This window comes from Streptomyces sp. NWU339 (assembly GCF_003143855.1).
GTDB lineage: Bacteria > Actinomycetota > Actinomycetes > Streptomycetales > Streptomycetaceae > Streptomyces.
This window is the reverse complement of sequence record NZ_QFRK01000009.1, coordinates 54,863-71,661: the sequence shown is the minus strand read 5'-3', so window position 1 is coordinate 71,661 and position 16,799 is coordinate 54,863. Positions and strand designations below refer to the sequence as shown.

General features: G+C 71.1%; 17 protein-coding genes. 7 read left to right on the top strand and 10 right to left on the bottom strand.

The annotated features are described in order from the left end of the window. Positions 1 to 102 precede the first annotated feature (102 nt). The 3 genes from DIZ27_RS12965 to DIZ27_RS12955 all read right to left on the bottom strand — a co-directional run bounded on the left by DIZ27_RS12965 (position 103) and on the right by DIZ27_RS12955 (position 3,939). Entirely contained in the window at positions 103 to 2,016 is a 1,914-nt protein-coding gene (locus tag DIZ27_RS12965; protein WP_109378524.1) for an AfsR/SARP family transcriptional regulator, read from the bottom strand. A gap of 510 nt (positions 2,017 to 2,526) precedes the next feature. Beyond that, a complete protein-coding gene (locus tag DIZ27_RS12960; RefSeq protein ID WP_031128743.1) occupies positions 2,527 to 2,697 on the bottom strand; it encodes a thiazolylpeptide-type bacteriocin in 171 nt (56 codons plus the stop codon). A gap of 180 nt (positions 2,698 to 2,877) precedes the next feature. Further along, positions 2,878 to 3,939, bottom strand: a complete 1,062-nt coding sequence (locus tag DIZ27_RS12955) for a LacI family DNA-binding transcriptional regulator (RefSeq protein ID WP_258308347.1) — start codon at positions 3,937 to 3,939, stop codon at positions 2,878 to 2,880. A 232-nt stretch (positions 3,940 to 4,171) separates the two neighbouring features. Here DIZ27_RS12955 and DIZ27_RS12950 point away from each other — a divergent pair, with 232 nt between their 5' ends. The 7 genes from DIZ27_RS12950 (at position 4,172) to DIZ27_RS12920 (ending at position 10,671) form a co-directional block, all read left to right on the top strand. Continuing rightward, on the top strand, positions 4,172 to 5,167 hold the full coding sequence (locus DIZ27_RS12950; RefSeq protein ID WP_109378522.1) for an asparaginase: 996 nt from the start codon (positions 4,172 to 4,174) through the stop codon (positions 5,165 to 5,167). Positions 5,168 to 5,268: 101 nt separating this feature from the next. Continuing rightward, on the top strand, positions 5,269 to 6,162 hold the full coding sequence (locus DIZ27_RS12945; RefSeq protein WP_109378521.1) for a polysaccharide deacetylase: 894 nt from the start codon (positions 5,269 to 5,271) through the stop codon (positions 6,160 to 6,162). Beyond that, positions 6,159 to 7,550, top strand: a complete 1,392-nt coding sequence (locus tag DIZ27_RS12940; RefSeq protein WP_109378520.1) for an MFS transporter — start codon at positions 6,159 to 6,161, stop codon at positions 7,548 to 7,550. The genes DIZ27_RS12945 and DIZ27_RS12940 overlap by 4 nt, the downstream gene beginning before the upstream one ends. A gap of 79 nt (positions 7,551 to 7,629) precedes the next feature. Continuing rightward, on the top strand, positions 7,630 to 8,433 hold the full coding sequence (locus tag DIZ27_RS12935; RefSeq protein WP_109378519.1) for an SDR family NAD(P)-dependent oxidoreductase: 804 nt from the start codon (positions 7,630 to 7,632) through the stop codon (positions 8,431 to 8,433). A 104-nt stretch (positions 8,434 to 8,537) separates the two neighbouring features. Continuing rightward, the gene (locus DIZ27_RS12930) at positions 8,538 to 9,287 is read left to right on the top strand and encodes an SDR family NAD(P)-dependent oxidoreductase (protein WP_109378746.1); all 750 of its coding nucleotides are present in this window, start codon (positions 8,538 to 8,540) and stop codon (positions 9,285 to 9,287) included. Between the two features lie 80 nt (positions 9,288 to 9,367). Further along, positions 9,368 to 9,940: a hypothetical protein gene (locus DIZ27_RS12925; protein ID WP_109378518.1), complete on the top strand. Its 573-nt coding sequence runs from the start codon at positions 9,368 to 9,370 to the stop codon at positions 9,938 to 9,940. A 146-nt stretch (positions 9,941 to 10,086) separates the two neighbouring features. After that, positions 10,087 to 10,671: a TerD family protein gene (locus DIZ27_RS12920; protein WP_109378517.1), complete on the top strand. Its 585-nt coding sequence runs from the start codon at positions 10,087 to 10,089 to the stop codon at positions 10,669 to 10,671. 114 nt (positions 10,672 to 10,785) lie between these two features. Here the strand turns inward: DIZ27_RS12920 and DIZ27_RS12915 are convergent, their stop codons facing one another. The 7 genes from DIZ27_RS12915 to DIZ27_RS12885 form a co-directional block, all read right to left on the bottom strand. Then, entirely contained in the window at positions 10,786 to 11,193 is a 408-nt protein-coding gene (locus DIZ27_RS12915) for an ASCH domain-containing protein (protein ID WP_258308346.1), read from the bottom strand. Between the two features lie 115 nt (positions 11,194 to 11,308). Continuing rightward, positions 11,309 to 11,674 carry a hypothetical protein gene (locus tag DIZ27_RS12910; protein WP_109378515.1) on the bottom strand — a complete coding sequence of 122 codons (366 nt, stop codon included), beginning with the start codon at positions 11,672 to 11,674 and terminating at the stop codon, positions 11,309 to 11,311. Between the two features lie 180 nt (positions 11,675 to 11,854). Then, positions 11,855 to 12,649 (bottom strand): ABC transporter ATP-binding protein, encoded by a 795-nt coding sequence (locus tag DIZ27_RS12905; RefSeq protein ID WP_109378514.1) that lies wholly within the window; start codon positions 12,647 to 12,649, stop codon positions 11,855 to 11,857. Continuing rightward, positions 12,646 to 13,443: an ABC transporter ATP-binding protein gene (locus DIZ27_RS12900; RefSeq protein ID WP_109378513.1), complete on the bottom strand. Its 798-nt coding sequence runs from the start codon at positions 13,441 to 13,443 to the stop codon at positions 12,646 to 12,648. The genes DIZ27_RS12905 and DIZ27_RS12900 overlap by 4 nt, the downstream gene beginning before the upstream one ends. Further along, positions 13,440 to 14,285, bottom strand: a complete 846-nt coding sequence (locus DIZ27_RS12895) for an ABC transporter permease (protein WP_109378512.1) — start codon at positions 14,283 to 14,285, stop codon at positions 13,440 to 13,442. The genes DIZ27_RS12900 and DIZ27_RS12895 overlap by 4 nt, the downstream gene beginning before the upstream one ends. Further along, a complete protein-coding gene (locus tag DIZ27_RS12890; RefSeq protein WP_109378511.1) occupies positions 14,282 to 15,247 on the bottom strand; it encodes an ABC transporter permease in 966 nt (321 codons plus the stop codon). The genes DIZ27_RS12895 and DIZ27_RS12890 overlap by 4 nt, the downstream gene beginning before the upstream one ends. Further along, positions 15,247 to 16,767: an ABC transporter substrate-binding protein gene (locus tag DIZ27_RS12885; RefSeq protein ID WP_109378510.1), complete on the bottom strand. Its 1,521-nt coding sequence runs from the start codon at positions 16,765 to 16,767 to the stop codon at positions 15,247 to 15,249. The genes DIZ27_RS12890 and DIZ27_RS12885 overlap by 1 nt, the downstream gene beginning before the upstream one ends. Positions 16,768 to 16,799 lie beyond the last annotated feature (32 nt).

The following is a 16,799-nucleotide window of genomic DNA, read 5'->3' as shown; positions in this document are numbered from 1 at the left end:
GGCCACTCGGGTCTGAAAGGTGGGGAAAGGCAGGGAAGGGCAGGATGTTCAGGTGCCCGGCCCGCCGGGCCGGGCCGCGTTCCGGGCCGCAGCCCCGGTCGGTCAGGTGGCCCCGGACGGAAGGGCGCGCCGGGCCGTGGCGATGACGGCCTGCGGGATGTCGCCGGTCCGGGCGGCCCTGTGCAGTGCGTGGGCGCGGAACAGGGTGTTCATGCGGAGCGTCCCGGGTTGTTCCTCGTCGAGGAGCCCGGTGTCGAGGAGCCGCTCGAGCAGCTCCTCGGCGTGTGTCTCGGGGACGGAGAGGGCACGGGCCGCGGCCGGTGCGGTGATCTGCCCGTCCAGCCGTGCCAGGCGCAGGTGCGCGTCGGACACCGGGGCGGGCAGCCGGTCCAGGGCACCGTCGAGGGTCAGGGGCACGGACATCCGGGCGTCGTCGGGCAGCGCCAGCCGGGCGGGCAGGTCCCGCCGCAGCCAGGCGGCGTGGTCCGCCAGGCGCAGCTTCGGCCGGGTCAGCAGCCGGGCCGCGACGATCCGCAGGGCCAGCGGGACATGCCCGCACGTCTCCGTGAGGGCGTGTGCGGCCGTGGCCTCGGCCGCCACCCGCTCATGACCGAGGACGGCGACGAGGAGCGCGTGGGACTCCTGCGGCGGCAGGGCGCCCAGTTGCAGCACCGCCGGGCCGTGCGTGGCGACCAGGGCGGCCAGTCGCATCCGGCTGGTGACGACGAAGGCGCCGCAGCCCGCCGTACCGAGCAGCCCGCGGACCTGGTCGGGGTGCACGACATCGTCGAGTATCACCAGGCATGATCCGGGGGAAGCGCCGGAGGGGAGTGCGGAGCGCAGTTCGGCGGCCGCCTCGTCGGCGGACCGTGGCGTGCCGTCGGGCCTGGTCAGCGGCAGCAGTATGCCGCCCGTGGGGTACCGGTCCGCCACCAGCTGCGCGGTGTGCAGGGCCAGTGCGGTCTTGCCCATTCCCGGCCCTCCGGAGATCACCGCGATCACCGGGCCGGCGTTCGTCCGCCCGTCCCTTCGGTCCTCGCCGCTCAGGTGGCTCACCAGCTCGGCGGTCTCACAGGTGCGGCCGGTGAAGCCGGGGACATGGGGCAGCCTGGGCCCCGGCGGATGTGCCGGCCCTGAGGGCGGGCGGCCGTCGCCGGGGACGACGGACCCGCCGGAGGGGACGCTCTCCCCCCGGGTCGCAAGGGCGTCGGGCAGGGCGTCGGCCACCGCGGGCGCCACGTGCGGGGTGAGGGTGAGTGGTGCGGCCTCCAGGGCCGGGCCACGGGGTTCGTCGCCCCGCAGGATGGCCAGTTCCAGACCCTGCAGTTCCGCGCCGGGATCGACGCCGAGTTCCTCCCGGAGGTGCGTCCTGATCCTCCGGTACTCGGCCAGCGCCTCGATCTGCCGTCCCGCCCGGTACAGCGCCCGCATCAACTGGGCGGCGAGACCTTCGTGCTGGGGGTGGGTGCGGGTGGCCTCCCAGAGGTCCACCAGGACCTCGCGGTACTGACCCCGGGTCAGTTGGATCTCGCAGACGCGTTCCAGGACGCGCAGGCGCTCCTCGACCAGCCGGGGCACCTCGTCGCGGTGCAGCAGTTCGGAGGGGACATTGGCGAGAAGCGGTCCTTGCCACAGGCCGAGTGCCGTTCGCAACAAGGGAAGTTCGGACTCGCCCGCCCCGGCCGCGTCGGCCACCAGGCCACGGAAGTGCAGCAGGTCCAGGGTGTCGCCGTCGGCCGGGAGACGGTAGCCCCCGGCGACCGCGACCACCGACTGTTCCTCTATGTCGTACTTCGCGAAGAGGCGGCGCAACCGCAGGACGCAACTCTGCAGGGCCGCCTTCGCCGTCGCCGGCTGCTCGTCGCCCCAGACGGCCTGCCGGAGACGCTGCGTCGGGACCACCTCGCCGGGGCGGATCAGCAGCGCCGCCAGCAGTGACGTCGGTTTGGCCGGCGGGAGGACGGCCACATCGCAACCGTCGGTGATGCTGAGTGGGCCGAGCAGCTGAAAACGCACGAGATTCCCCCGTTGACCTTCGAAGATCCGCCGAACCGGCTTGCCATGGCCCGCTTCGAGGAGCGGTGTCCTGACACTGTGACCGCCCCTGGTCAGGAGGGCGGCTGGTACAGGACCTCTGCCCGCACTCTCACGAGGGCAGGCAGAGCACATGTGAAGTCGGTGTGCACGACATCAATCGGCCTTGTGGCAGTGGTGAGTGTCTACTGGCGTAGACCGATGGTCAAGGGGAGGTCGTGAAGGGCTTCAGAGGCGGACTGCTGTCACTGATGGGCAGCCAAATACCGTTAAAAATAGTCTTGTTGCTGGTGAATGACCCTGTCGGTGCCGCCCCGGGACGGACACGCCCGGCAAAGCAAGCATGTGGTTGTAGGGGTTTACCTACACGAGGTTTGCGACGGCCCCCACCGTCCCGGCCGCGCGGCCGGGACGGGCATGACGAAAGCCCGGTCGGAGCCCGCCCCTTGAGGGGAGGGACGCCGACCGGGCGTCTGCTTCACCGGACGTGCGTCAGGCGGAGCAGGAGGTGGTGCTGCAGGTGGAGCTGGAGGTCGAGGTGGAGCTGGTGCTGGTGCAGCCGGCCAGCACGACCTCGCTGGCGTCCGAGTAGTCGGAGATCTCGAAGGTCTCGGCCTCGAGCTCGAGGATCTCGTCCGCGAGGGTGCTCAGGTCCTTGTTCATGGTGACTCCCGATGGGTCAGGGGGACCGCCGTGGCCGGCTGCCTCCGCCGTGTGGGTACGGAACCATTCCAGCGGCCCCCGCTCACCGTTCGGCATGTCTTCCGCTGGCATCCCGCTGGCATCCCGCTGTCACGCACCGCCGGAGGGCGACATGGGTGGCCCCCTCCCTCAGTACAGGCCCTATTCCTGGGGTGTGACGCCAAGGGTCGAGGCGCGGGCCACGATGGTGGGGCGCAGGCGCCGGGAGCGGCCGGGCTTGCCCTCGAGCATGTTCACCAGCGTCTTCGCCGCCAGTTCGCCCATCCGGTACATCGGGGAGCGCACGGAGGTCAGGGGTACCGGGAGGGCCGCCGCCAGCGCGACGTCGTTGTAGCCCACGACCGCGACGTCCCCGCCGACCGTCAGGCCGGCGTCCCGGACCGCCGCCATCACGCCGATCGCCGCGAAGTCGTTGACCGCGAAGACCGCGGTGGGCATCGGCCGCAGGCTCAGCAGGTGCTCGGCGGCGGCCCGGCCACCGGGCACGTCGAAGCGGGAGTGCACGACGTGGCTCTCCGGTATCGGCAGGCCCGCCTCGGCGAAGGCGTCGAGGAAGCCCCGGGTGCGTTCGACCCCGGTGCTGGCGTAGGGCTCTCCGGCCACCACCGCGGCCCGCCGGTGACCGAGGTCGAGCAGGTGCTCGCCGGCCAGCCGTCCGCCGCGGACGTCGTCGGTGGTCACCGACACCCTGCCCGGCAGCCGGCGGGACACCAGCACCAGGGGAATGCGCCGGCCGGCCAGCTCGGCCACGAGGTCGGAGTCGGAGCGGGCGTCCCCGAGCACCAGGCCGTCGACGCGCCGGGCGAGCAGCGCGTCGACCCGGCGCCGTTGCATCTCGCAGTCGTCGCCGGTGTTGGCGACCACGGTGTGGTAGCCGGCGGTCGCCGCGGCCGCGTCGATCCCCTCGTAGACGGTGGCCAGCACGATGTCGGTCAACCGGGGCACGAGCACTCCCAGCATCCGGGAGCGGCCGGTGCGCAGCGCGGTACCGGCGGGGTCCCGCTGGTAGCCGAGTTCCTCGGCGAGCGCCCGGATCTGCGTGGCGGTCCCGCTGGCCACCCCGCCCCGCACGCTGTCGTCCTGGCTCAGCGCCCGTGACACCGTGGAGACGTGGACACCCGCCTGCCGGGCTATCTGGGCGAGGGTGACCGGGGCACGACCGGTCTGTGGACCGGCCCCCGCCCGTGCTCCGTTTCGCTCCACTCCCGCTGCCCTTCTTCTCGAATCCTGCTCGAACTCCGCGCGGACGCCCTCGGATCCTGTCGGATCCGGTCCGACTCCGCCCGGTGCCGACGGCTGTTCGCCGCCCTGGCGCCCTGAGCCTCGCACATCCTCGAATGCTCTGGCCAGACAAGTGTCCGACAACCATTGACCAAACAGCAATCGTTTGCGTAGCCTCATCGCAATCGTTTGCGACGAGGCAAAGAGAGGGTTCATGCGTCGAATCCAGGTCGTGGCCACCGGCGGCACCATCGCGAGCCGGGGCGGGGCGGAGGGCCGCCGGGCGACCGTACTCGCGAAGGAACTGGTCGCGTCGGCCGGTCCGCTGCCGGCCGGCGTGGAGGTGAGCACGCGGGACGTGGTCACCCGGGGCAGCTACGCCTTCGGCACCGCGGACCTTCTGGCGCTGGCCCGTGAAGTGCGCAAGGCGCTGCAAGACGGGGCCGACGGGGTGGTGATGACGCACGGCACCGACACCATGGAGGAGACCGCCTTCCTGCTGGACCTGGCGTTCGACGACCCGCGGCCGATCGTGCTGACCGGCGCCCAGCGCCCCTTCGACGACCGCGCCGCGGACGGTCCGGCCAACCTGGGTGACGCCCTGGCCGTGGCCGCCGACGACGCGGCCCGGGGGCAGGGCCCGCTGCTGGTCTTCGACGGCTTCGCCTTCCCCGCCCGCGGGGTGCGCAAGAGCGACACCATGTCGGCGCACGCCTTCACCGCGCCCGGACGCGGACCGGCGCTCCGCATCGCGGACGGACGCGTGGTACCGCTGTCGCAGCCGAGGCCCCGCCCGCGGTTCCCCCTCGACCTCGACCTCCCCGACCTGCCCCGGGTGGACGTGGTGCCGGTCTATCCCGGTGCGGACGGACTGTTCGTCCGGGCCAGCCTGGAGGCCGGTGCCGCGGGGGTCGTGGTGGCGGCGGTCGGCGCGGGCAATGCCGGGCCGGAACTGGTCGAGGCGGTCGCCGAGGCGGTGGCCTCGGGTCACCCGGTGCTGATCTGCTCACGGGTGCACTCCGGCCCCGTCGCACCCCTCTACGCGGGCGGCGGCACCGAACTCCAGCGGGTCGGCGCCGTGTTCGCCGACGACCTCAGCCCCTGGCAGGCCCGGCTGCTGCTGGCCGCCGCGAGCGCCGTACCCGGCCGTTCGACAGAAGCCCTGGTCCGCGCCTGGCTCGCCGGAGAAGACCCACCGCCCGGCTCCTGAGCCCGAGCACCTCGCGCCACCCAACCCCCTTACCAAACCGACTTACTGACACACCCTCACCCAACCACCCCATCCCCAGAACGTCATCAAAGGAGATGTCGATGACCAAGGAAATCCTTGTCGGCTTCGGAGTGGACGTCGACGCAGTCGGCGGCTGGCTCGGCTCCTACGGAGGCGAGGACTCGCCCGACGACATCTCCCGCGGTCTGTTCGCGGGCGAGGTCGGCGTACCGCGCCTGCTGGAACTGTTCCGACGCCGCGGTCTGACCCAGACGTTCTTCTGGCCCGGCCACTCCGTCGAGACCTTCCCGGAGGAGTTCGACGCCTGCGTCGCCGCCGGCCACGAGATCGGCGTGCACGGCTACAGCCACGAGAACCCGATCGCCATGAACCGCGAGCAGGAGGCCGCCGTCCTGGACCGCTGCATCGAGCTGATCGAGGCCCGGTCCGGCCGCCGTCCCACCGGCTATGTGGCGCCCTGGTGGGAGTTCAGCCCGGTCACCAACGAGCTGCTGCTCGAGCGGGGCATCAAGTACGACCACTCCCTGATGCACCGCGACTTCGAGCCGTACTACGTGCGGGTCGGCGACTCCTGGACGAAGATCGACTACAGCAAGCCGGCCGAGACCTGGATGAAGCCGCTGGTGCGCGGCCAGGAGACCGACCTCATCGAGATCCCGGCCAACTGGTACCTCGACGACCTGCCTCCGATGATGTTCATCAAGGCCAGCCCGAACAGCCACGGCTTCGTCAACCCCCGTGACATCGAGGAGATGTGGCGCGACCAGTTCGACTGGGTGTATCGGGAGATGGACCACGCGGCCTTCACCATGACCATCCACCCCGACGTGGCCGGCCGCCCCCAGGTGCTGCTGATGCTGGAGCGCCTCATCGACCACATCAACTCCCACGAAGGCGTCCGCTGGGTGACCTTCGACCAGATCGCGGACGACTTCGCCGCCCGCAACCCGCGCCAGAAGGGGGACAGCAGATGACCACCGTGCAGCAGACCGACATACCCCACGAGAACGAGTGGCCGCGCAGCGGAGCACCCTCGGACGAGGTCCTCTTCAAGGGCCCCCCGACGCTCAGCCGGCGCACCATCACGACCACCACCGTGGTCTGTTTCCTGGCCTGGGTCTTCTCCGTCTACGACTTCGTGCTCTTCGGCACCCTGCTGCCGAAGATCTCCGAGACGTTCGGCTGGAGCACCGGGCAGGCCACGGCGATCGCCACCGGCGTGACCATCGGCACCTTCGTCGTCTCCCTGCTGGTCGGGCCGATGCTGGACCGCTGGGGCCGCAAGCCGAGCCTGATCGTCACCACGGCGGGCGCCGCGCTCTCCTCCGGCCTCACGGCACTGGTCGGCGGAGCCGCCTCGCTGATCGGAGCGCGGGCCATCTCCGGCCTCGGCTACTCCGAGGAGGTCGTCAACGGCGTCTACCTCAACGAGATGTACGGCAAGAGCCGGCGCCGCGGCTTCATGTTCAGCCTGGTGCAGAGCGGCTGGCCGGTCGGCGCCCTGCTGGCCGCGGCGTTCGCGGCCGTGCTGCTGCCGGTCATGAGCTGGCGCTGGATCTTCCTCCTCGCCACCTTCCCGGTCGTCGTCATCCTCGTTGCCGGGTCCAAGCTCCGTGAGTCGCCCTCCTTCGTCGCCCTCAAGCGGACGCGGGAACTGCGCAAGGAGGGACGCGACGCCGACGCGACCAAGCTGGCGAAGCTGTACGACCTCGACATCAGCCGGGACAACGAGTCCGGTCTGCGCCAGCTCTTCGCCCCGGACCTGCGCCGGCACACCCTGTGCCTGTCCGGAGCGTGGCTGTTCAACTGGATGGGCATCCAGGTCTTCTCGGTGCTGGGCACCACCATCCTCACCGACGGCAAGGGCGTCTCGTTCTCCAGCGCGCTGGTCGTGCTCATCCTGGCCAACCTGGCCGGCTTCCTCGGCTACCTCACCCACGGGTACCTCGGTGACCGGATCGGGCGGCGGACGACCATCATCGTCGGCTGGACCATCGGCGGCGTCGTCATGACGGCGATGCTCTTCGGACCGGACAGCGCCGCGTACGTCATCCCGATGTACGCCCTGGGGCTGTTCTTCCTCCTCGGCCCGTACTCCGCCATGGTGTTCTACATGGGCGAGTCGTTCCCGGCCCGGGTCCGCGGCATCGGCTCCAACACCGCCCACGTGATGGGCCCCGCGGGCGCGGTCGCCGGCTCGGCACTGCTCAGCGCGATCATCGGCCTCGGGGCGAGCGCCACCACGGCCGCGTTCGTCGCGGGCGCCCTGGGGATGTTCCTCTCCGGCGTGCTGATGCTCGGCGCCAACAAGGTCAGCCAGGACACGGACGACGAGCCCGCGCTCCAGGCCGCAGCGCCCTGAGCCGACCGTTTCCCCCTCCCTTCCCGGTGCGTGGCGGCCCGCACCCGCCACGCACCGGGGACTCCACGAAAGGCAGGACATGTCCTCCACCGAGCTCACCGCACCGGCCCGCGACGACGGGCTGGCCGGCAAGGTCGCCGTCATCACCGGCGGCGCGAGCGGCATCGGCCGCGCCCTGGCCGTGGCGTACGCCCGTGCCGGGGCCCACAGCGTCGTCGGCTTCTACCCCAAGGACCCGCACAGCGCCGACGAGACCGTCCGGCAGGTCGAGGCCGCCGGCGGCCGCTGCACCGCCGTCGCGGTCGACGTCAGGGACAGCGGGCAGGTCGACGCCCTCGCCCGGGCCGCCGTCGAGACGTACGGGCGGCTGGACATCGCGGTGGCCGGGGCCGGCGTACTGCGCCGGGCCGCCCTGGCGGACCTCGACGACGACTCCTGGAACGACATGCTCTCGGTCGACCTGACCGGTGTGCTGCGCACCTTCCGCTCCGCCGCCGCCGTGATGACCGGCCCCGGCTCCATGGTCGCGGTCTCCTCCATCGCCGGCGGGGTGTACGGCTGGGACGACCACGCCCACTACGCCGCCGCCAAGAGCGGGGTGCTGGGACTGTGCCGGTCGCTGGCGACCGAACTCGCCCCCCGGGGCATCCGGGTCAACACCATCATTCCCGGACTGATCGAGACCCCGCAGTCGCTGGACGAGAAGAACTCCCTGGGACCCGCCGGGCTCGAAAAGGCCGGCCGGAGCATCCCCGCGGGCCGGGTGGGCGAGGCCGACGAGGTCGCCCGCGCGATCCGCTTCCTCACCAGCGACGACGCGGCGTACATCACCGGCCAGGAGCTGATCGTGGACGGCGGCCTCACGGTCCGCTGGCCGGAGTGACCGACTGACGGCGGGCCGAGCGGCGGCGGGCCGAGCGGCAGTACATCAGGCAGCAGTGAACGAAAGCGGCAGCGGACAGGGCCGCGGCGAGAAAGGTGAACGGCATGGGAGTCCTCGAACAACAGGTCGCGCTGGTGACGGGCGCGGCGAGCGGCATCGGGTCGGCGATCGCCGAGGCCTACGCGGCCGAGGGCGCTCGGCTCTTCCTGGCCGACCGCGACGCCGACCGGCTCTCCGTGCTCGCCGAGCGCCTCACGGCGCAGGGTACGGAGGTGGCCACCGCGGTCGTCGACGTGACCGACGCGGAGCAGACCCGGCAGATGGTGGAGAACTGCGTGTCCGGCCTGGGCGCGCCCGACGTCCTGGTCAACTCCGCGGGCATCCTCACCGAGGTACCGCTGGTCGAGATGGACGTCGAGACCTGGGACGAGATGATAGCCATCGACCTGCGCAGCGTCTTCCTGTGCTGCCGCTGGACGGTGCCGCACATGGTCGCCCGCGGCAGCGGCCGGGTCATCAACATCGCCAGCCAGCTCGGCATCAAGGGCGGCGAGGGCCTGGTGCACTACTCGGCGGCCAAGGCCGGCGTCATCGGCCTGACCAAGGCGCTGGCCAGGGAGGTCGGCCCGAAGGGGGTGCTGGTCAACGCGATCGCACCCGGCCCGGTGTTCACCCCGCTGGTGGACGGCATCAGCGAGGACTGGAAGAAGGCCAAGCAGGCCGAACTGCCCCTCGGCCGCTTCGGGGTCCCGGCGGAGGTCGCCCCCACCGCCGTGCTGCTGGCCAGTGATCCGGGCGGCAACCTCTACGTGGGGCAGACCCTCGGCCCCAACAGCGGCGACGTCATGCCGTGAGTGCGATGGGTGTCCTGCGTTCCGAGTCCGTGAGAGGCGGGTGAGTTCCGATGTGCGGAGCCTGTGGCGGTGGCCGTTCCGTGCCGCGCTGGGAGGACGTCCTGGCCCCGCCCGCCCGGTCGGTCCTCGCCGACCGGGCGGCACGGACCGGGCAGCTCCTGGACCCCGGGTCCGGACTGCGGGTCAGGTCCTGGCTGTCCGCGGGATACCTGCTCAGCGACCGGGTCGGCCGCACCGTGCACGCGGCCGACCTGGACACGCTGTGGCGGGCGGCGGCGGAGCGCGGTGCGCGGCCCGAGGGCTGGCGGCCACTGAGAGGTGCGGACACCACCGTGTCCGTCGAGCTGCCCGGCGGCTGGGACCTGGCCGCGGCGGCGGTCTGGTGCGCCGCCGCGGCCCGGGCGGCACCGGACGCCTCCCTGCGCGTCACCCTGCCCGACCGTGCGGGGGACCGCGTCCTCGGGATCACCATCGCGTCCGGCGCCGTACGGGCCACGGTGCTGCACGGCCCCGGGAGTTCTCCCGACGGCAGCGCGCCGGACGGCCGGGCGCCCATGTCCGCGGTGCTGATCAGCGGGACCGGCGCGGCCGACGCGGCCCGTCACCTGCGCGGCCACCACGACATGACGCGCGCCCCGGCCGACCGGGGCTGACCGAAGCGGGCATCAGGGCCGGGCCGGACGCCGGAGAGCGGTCAAGAGAGGCCATATGTGCCTGTAGGGGACCCCTGGCAGGGAACCGCCGGGGCACCAGGCACACTCTGTGGTTGTAATCCCTCTTCGTAAAGGATGACCCAGGCATGATCACGCTCACGAAGGAAGACGGCCCTGCGGACCTGGACGGAGTGACCCATCTGTCCATCGGAGTCTCCTGGGACCCCACCGCGGGCAGCAGCGGCGGGTTGCTGGGCAAGCTGCGCCACAAGACCGGCACCGACCTCGACCTGATCGCCATCGCCATGCACGGCGGGGACCCGGTGCGCCTCGCCGGCCTCGACTCGCTCGACCCCATGGGCAACGGCTCCCTGGTGCACAGCGGCGACAACCAGACCGGGCACGGGGACGGCGACGACGAGACCGTCACCGTCGAATTCGCCCGGATCCCGCCCCACATCACGTCGATCGTGTTCATCGCCGCCGCGTACAAGAAGGGCAGCTCCTTCCAGAAGGCACGCAACATCAGCTTCAAGGTCTACGACGCCACCGGGGGCAGCTCCCAGCAGGTCGCCGACATCTGGCCGAGCATGCTCACCCAGGACAACGGCTGCGCCGTCGCCAAGGCGATCCGGGTCGGCGGCACATGGAAGCTCGAAGTGATCAATGAGACGGGCAAGATCAAGCAGGGCGACGAGCACGCCCTGATGCGCTTCGCCGTCAGCAAGTAGCCCGTTCCCGGGGGCGGCCTCGTCGTCACCCACGGCCCGGGAGGTCACCCGCGCCGCGACGCACGTCGGTGCCGGACGTGCTCGGTGAGGGGCGTCGAGGAGCCCCCGGGGGGCTTATTGGTGCGAGGACTTCGCGCATGCGGGTGTGGACGGGCCGGCAGCGGGGACGACGCGGAAGGCCAGACACACGACGGGCGTGTCGTTCTGAACCGGCGTGCCCTCGCGCTCCCAGAAACGGCGGTGCCCGGCGCGCCACTCCTCCAGGGAGGCGTCCCCCTCGCCCTCGGCGGCGGCGTGTTCCCAGCCGACCTCGCTGAAGGAGGTCAGCTCCACCCCGGTTATCTCGATGGTGGCGACGGCGTGGCCGTCGTTGTCCACGAGGGCCAACCGCTCACCGACGAACTCCAGACCCTCGGTCTCCTCGACGTACTCGGCCAGCAGACCGGTCGTGGCGGTCTTCCGTCCTTCCAGGACAAGGGAGTTCAGTTCGGTCCGCAGGTCATCGGGGGTACCGAGTTCCATCGCGCGCATACCGTCGACACGTGGCCACACTGCCGCATCGCCTCACTTGACCATCCGCGCCGGTCGCGGTCCGCTCCGGGGCGATCATTATGGCCTGGAGCCGGGGGCGACCACCTCACGCCCGGTCCGTCAGCTCCTCCGCGTAGACCTGGGAGAGCGGCTGGGGCCCGACGTACTGCTGGCAGTTGCACTCCCCGGCCTCGTAACGCAACGGTTTCTTGTTCTCGTCCCAGGCCGTCGGCACCTCGACGCGTTCGTGGCATCGCCCCTGTTTGTCGTGCTTGGCGAGGTGGTGGGTGCACCCGCACACCGGCTCCGGGGGCTTGTGCGCCGCTTCGACGGCCAGTCGTTCCTGCTTCGCCGCCTCCAGCAGTTCGAGCTTGCGCTCGTGCCGGTTGCGCAGCGCGGTGCGGACGTTGTCGGCGGCCCACGCGAAACCGCCCGTCCAGAAGAGAATGATTACCCACCAGATCCAGTTCATCAGCCGACTTCCCCCTCAATCCGGCGTGCAGCCACCCCGCTGCCTCGGTGCCGGGTCTCCACCCGGCACCGAGGCCAGAATAGGGGGTGACGTCGAACAGCGCGCCCGGCAGGGCGTCTTCCGCCACGCCGGCCGTGGCGATCCGCCCCGCAGCGCCGGACCGGGCGGGTTCCCGGCGCCTCACACGGGAAGCCGCGGCACGCTTTCGAGGAGCCGGCGGGTGTACGGGTGCGCAGGGGAGCCCAGCACCTGCGCCGTGTCTCCCTGTTCGACGACCCGTCCGCGCTCCAGGACGGCGGTGCGTTCGCACAGGGACGCCACGACCGACAGGTCGTGGGAGACCATGACCACGGTCAGACCCTGTTCGCGCTGCAGTTCGGCGAGCAGATCGACCACGGCGACGCGCGTCGTGACGTCCAGCGCGCTGACGGGCTCGTCGGCCAGCAGCACCCGCGGACGGCACACCGTCGCCCGGGCGATCGCGATGCGCTGGCGCTGGCCGCCGGAGAACTCGTGCGGATAGCGTTCGGCCGCGTCCGCCGGGAGCCCCACCCGCTCCAGCGCCTCGGCCACCTTGGGGACCGCCGTGGCCTTCGAGTCGAGGCCCAGGGAGCGCAACGGCTCGGCGACGATGCCGCCGACGCGGCTGCGGGGGTCGAGCGACGAGTACGGGTCCTGGAAGACGCACTGCACGCTGCGCCGGAAGTGCCGCATCTGCCGGCGGTCACGCACGTTCAGCCCGGCGCCGTCGAAGCCGACCGTGCCCCGGGTCGGCCGGGCCAGGCCCAGGAGCAGCCGCAGCAGAGTCGTCTTGCCCGCGCCGGACTCGCCGACGAGCGCGAGGCTGCGGCCGGCCTCGACGGTGAGGGAGACGTCCCGCACGGCGGGAGTGGCGCTTCCCCGGTGGTGCAGCGAGACGTCCTTCAGCTCCAGGACCGGTGACGGCGACGGTGGCGTTGGTGTCGGCGGTGTCATTGGGCGTCCCCCATGTTCAGGGCGGACTCCAGCCGCCGGGCACTGCCCACCAGCGCCTTGGTGTAAGGGTGGTTCGGTGAGCGGACGAGGTCGAGGAGGGTGCCCTCCTCGACGGCGCGGCCCCCGCGCATGACCAGGGCACGGTCGGTGATCCTGGCGACCACGGCGAGGTCGTGGCTGACGAAGACGACGGCCATGCCGCGTTCCCGCACGAGGGTGTCGATCAGGTCGAGCATCTCGGCCTGCACGGACACGTCGAGTGCGGTGGTCGGCTCGTCCGCGATGAGCAGCTTCGGTTCGCAGGCCAGTGCCATGGCGAGCGCGACCCGCTGGCGCTGGCCGCCGGACATCTCGTGCGGGAAGGACCGGGCGATACGGTCGGGTTCGGCCAGCCGCACCTGTTCCAGGGCGTCGACGACGGCCTTCTTCAGTGCGGCGCCCTTGAGCCCCCGCCTGCGCAGAGGTTCGGCGACCTGCCTGCCCGCCCGCATCAGCGGGTCCAGGGCGGTGAGCGGCTCCTGGAAGACGACGGCGGCGTCCCGCCCCCGCACGCGCGTGAGGTGCTCCTCACGCGCGCCGACGATCTGGGTTCCGGCGAGTTCGACGCTGCCGGTGGCGGTGATGCCCTCCGGCAGGAGGCCGAGGACCGCAAGCGCGGTCAGTGACTTGCCGGAGCCCGACTCGCCGATGAGGCCGAGCCGTTCGCCGCGTGCGACGGACAGCGACAGATCGTCGACGAGTGTGGTTCCGTCCGCGGTGCGCAGGGTGAGGCCGCGGATGTCGAGGAGGGTCATGCGCGCCTTCGCCGGGTCGTCGGGTCGAGGGTGTCGCGCAGGCCGTCCGCGACGAGGTTCACGCCCACGACCAGCAGGACGAGCAGAACGCCGGGAGCGAGCGCGCCGGCCGGTGCGGTGGTGAAGGTGGCCTGCGCTTCCTGGAGCATGCGCCCCCACGAGGCGTTGGGCGGCGGTGCGCCCAGGCCCAGGTAGGACAGGCCCGCCTCGGCCAGCACGGCGAGCCCGAACTGGAGGGCCAGGTTGACCGCGAGGGTCGGCCAGATGTTGGGCAGGACGTGCCGGGCCACGGTACGCGGCCAGGACGTGCCGGAGATACGGGCCGCGGTGATGTAGTCCTGGTTCAGGACCCGTTTGACCAGGATGCGGGTCAGCCGGGCCACGACCGCGCTCTGCGCGAGTCCGATCGCCAGCACGGCCGAACCGAGCGTCGCCGAGCGGGCGGCGACGATGAGCATCGCCAGCAGCAGGGTCGGGAAGGCGATCAGGATGTCGAGGAACGCGGAGAGGGTGTCGTCCAGCCAGCCCTGCGCGAAGGCCGCGAGCAGCCCCAGCAGGACTCCGAGGGTCGCCGCGATCAGGACCGAACCCAGCCCGGCCTCGACGGCGATCCGCGATCCGATCATCACCTGGGTGAACAGGTCGCGTCCGAGTTTGTCGGTACCCAGCAGATGGCCGTCTCCGGGAGCGGTGAGCCGGCCGCCGGAGGTGTCGTCGGCGTCGTACGGGGTCCACACCAGAGAGACGAGCGCGAGCAGCGTGATCAGGCCCGCGAGCACGCACCCGGTGAGCAGGGTGTACGAGCGCACCGGACGGCGCCGTTCGACGGCGGCCCCGGTCATCGGGCACCTCCCGCGAGGCTGCCGCGCAGCCTCGGGTCGATGATCCGCTGGACGAGGTCGGCGGCGAAGCCGATGAGCAGGACGGCCAGGGTGGAGACGAACAGCACGCCCTGGACGACCGGATAGTCGTGCTGGGCGATGCCGGTGACGAGCAGGGAGCCGAGGCCCGGCAGTGCGAACACCGACTCCACGACCACCGCGCCGAGCAGTGTGGACGCCAGCTCGATACCGAGGACGGAGACCACCGGCACGGAGGCGTTGCGCAGCCCGTGCCGCCACATGGCCTGTCCGAACGAGGAGCCCAGCGCCCGTGCCGTGCGCAGGTAGTCACTGCCCAGGACGTCCAGGGTGGCCGAGCGGACGTACCGGATCAGCGACGCGCTCATCACCAGCGCGATGGTCACCACGGGCAGCACCAGCGACCGGATCGCCTCGCCGGGCAGCGACCAGCCGTCCGGCGGGAATCCGCCGGCCGGCAGCCAGCCCGCGTTCAGCGCGAACACGGCGATGAGGATCATGCCGAGCCAGAACACCGGTACGGCGATGCCCAGTTGCGAGACACCGCTGAGCAGGCCGCCGTACCAGGTGTGCCGCTTGTAGGCGGCCACGAACCCGGCCGGCAGCGCGATCAGGACCGCGAGGACGAACGCGGCCAGTGTCAGCGGGACCGTCACGTCGAGCCGGGCGGCCACCTCGGGTCCGACCGGCAGCGTGCTGACGAACGAGGTTCCCAGATCCCCGCTCGCCAGCTGCCCGAGCCAGTGCGTGAACTGCTCGGGCAGCGGCTTGTCGGACCCGATGGACTGCCGGGCCGCCGCGATCTGCTCGGGGGTCGCGCCCACCGTGGTGAGCGCGTTGGCGGGGTCTCCGGGCAGCAGACGCAGCAGCGCGAACAGCACCACGCTCGCGAGCGCCAGCGACACCAGCAGGAAGCCGAAGCGACGCAGGAGGTACCGCGTCATCAGCTCTTCTTCTTGATGTCGTAGGCGAAGAACTGCGAGTTGAGACCGTTGAGCGGGTAGCCGGACAGCTTGGTGTTCGCCACGACGATCTGCGGGTAGAGGTAGAGCCAGTCGCTGGCCGCGTCCTCGGCGGTCTTGCGGTTGACCTTCTTCAGCAGCTCGGTCTGCTCCGCCTCGGTGGCGGCCGCCTCGGCCTCCTCGACCCAGCGGGTGACCTGCTTGTCGTCGTAGCCCCAGTAGAAGTCGGGGTTGCCGTACCAGACCAGGTCGCGGTCGTTGACGTGCTCCTGGAGCGTGGCCGTGAAATCGCGGTTCTGGTAGACCTTCGTGTACCACTCGTCCGACGTGATCGTGTTGATCTTGACGGTGATGCCGACCTTGGCCAGCTCCGACTTGATGAACGTCGCGGCGGTCGGGTGCGGGTCGTAGTTGGGGGTGTCGAGGGTGAAGCTGAAGCCGTCCGCGTGACCGGCCTCCTTCAGCAGCTTCTTGGCCCGTGCGGGGTCGTGGGTGTCGACGTCGGTGAGGTCCTCGTACCACGGGTCGGTGGGCGGCACCATCGAGCCGATGAGCTTGCCGTAGCCGCCCCAGACGGATTCCAGCAGCTTCTTGTCGTCGATCGCGGCGGAGACGGCCTGCCGCACCTTGACGTCGGTGAAGGGCTCGGCCTTGTCGTTGAAGGCGAGCAGCAGCTTGGTGGTGGAGTTGCCGTCGTTGACCTTGTAGTTCGGGTTCGACGTGAACTGGTCGAGGGCGTCGGGCGACTGCTCGCTGGTGACGATGTCGACGGCGTTGGTCAGGAGCGCGTTGTTCAGCGCGGTCGCGTCCTTGTAGTAGTGGAAGACGACCTGCTTGTTGGCCGCCGCCTCACCCCAGTACTCGGCGAACCGGTCCAGGCTCAGGGCCGATCCGCGCGTCCACTTCTTCAGCCGGTACGGCCCCGTGCCGTCCTCGCTCGTCTTCAGGTCCTTCGCCTCGGAGTTGATGATCCAGACGTAGGAGAGGTTGTAGACGAAGGAGATCGACCGCTTCGACAGCGTGACCTTCACCGTCCGGGCGTCGGGGGTGGCGATGTCCTCGATCACTTCGAGGTTGCTCTTGCGGGCGGACTGCGAGTCCTCGGCGAGCACCCGCTCCAGGCTGTACTTGACGTCCTTGCTGCTGAGCTGCTTGCCGCTGTGGAACGTCACACCCTCCTGGAGGGTGAAGGTGTAGGTGAGGCCGTCCTCGCTGACCTTGTGGTCCTCGGCGAGCAGCGGCTCGACCTCGCCGTCGTCGGCGAGCTTGAACAGCCCCTCGTAGACGTTGCCGTTGAGGGCCTCGGTGACGCCCTGGCCGCCGCCCGCGGTGTTGTCCAGGTTCTGCGGCTCGTAGAGGGAGCCGATGTTGACGGTGGCGTCCTTGTCGTACGTGCCGCCCGCCGCGCCACCGCCCCCCGAACCGCCGCCGCACGCGGAGAGGGCCAGGGCGAGCGTGACCGCGGTGGCGGTGCCGTACAGGGAGGACTTCTTGATGCTCATGACAGGGTGTGCCTTCGTGCTGCGAGGAGGGG

Bases quoted from the DNA above. Each gene is read 5' to 3' on its own strand.
- DIZ27_RS12890 (WP_109378511.1), bottom strand. From the start codon at position 15,247: ATGACGCGGTACCTCCTGCGTCGCTTCGGCTTCCTGCTGGTGTCGCTG.
- DIZ27_RS12935 (WP_109378519.1), top strand. From the start codon at position 7,630: ATGTCCTCCACCGAGCTCACCGCACCGGCCCGCGACGACGGGCTGGCC.
- DIZ27_RS12900 (WP_109378513.1), bottom strand. From the start codon at position 13,443: ATGACCCTCCTCGACATCCGCGGCCTCACCCTGCGCACCGCGGACGGA.
- DIZ27_RS12910 (WP_109378515.1), bottom strand. From the start codon at position 11,674: ATGAACTGGATCTGGTGGGTAATCATTCTCTTCTGGACGGGCGGTTTC.
- DIZ27_RS12905 (WP_109378514.1), bottom strand. From the start codon at position 12,649: ATGACACCGCCGACACCAACGCCACCGTCGCCGTCACCGGTCCTGGAG.
- DIZ27_RS12920 (WP_109378517.1), top strand. From the start codon at position 10,087: ATGATCACGCTCACGAAGGAAGACGGCCCTGCGGACCTGGACGGAGTG.
- DIZ27_RS12950 (WP_109378522.1), top strand. From the start codon at position 4,172: ATGCGTCGAATCCAGGTCGTGGCCACCGGCGGCACCATCGCGAGCCGG.
- DIZ27_RS12945 (WP_109378521.1), top strand. From the start codon at position 5,269: ATGACCAAGGAAATCCTTGTCGGCTTCGGAGTGGACGTCGACGCAGTC.
- DIZ27_RS12915 (WP_258308346.1), bottom strand. From the start codon at position 11,193: ATGGAACTCGGTACCCCCGATGACCTGCGGACCGAACTGAACTCCCTT.
- DIZ27_RS12960 (WP_031128743.1), bottom strand. From the start codon at position 2,697: ATGAACAAGGACCTGAGCACCCTCGCGGACGAGATCCTCGAGCTCGAG.
- DIZ27_RS12940 (WP_109378520.1), top strand. From the start codon at position 6,159: ATGACCACCGTGCAGCAGACCGACATACCCCACGAGAACGAGTGGCCG.
- DIZ27_RS12895 (WP_109378512.1), bottom strand. From the start codon at position 14,285: ATGACCGGGGCCGCCGTCGAACGGCGCCGTCCGGTGCGCTCGTACACC.
- DIZ27_RS12930 (WP_109378746.1), top strand. From the start codon at position 8,538: ATGGGAGTCCTCGAACAACAGGTCGCGCTGGTGACGGGCGCGGCGAGC.
- DIZ27_RS12885 (WP_109378510.1), bottom strand. From the start codon at position 16,767: ATGAGCATCAAGAAGTCCTCCCTGTACGGCACCGCCACCGCGGTCACG.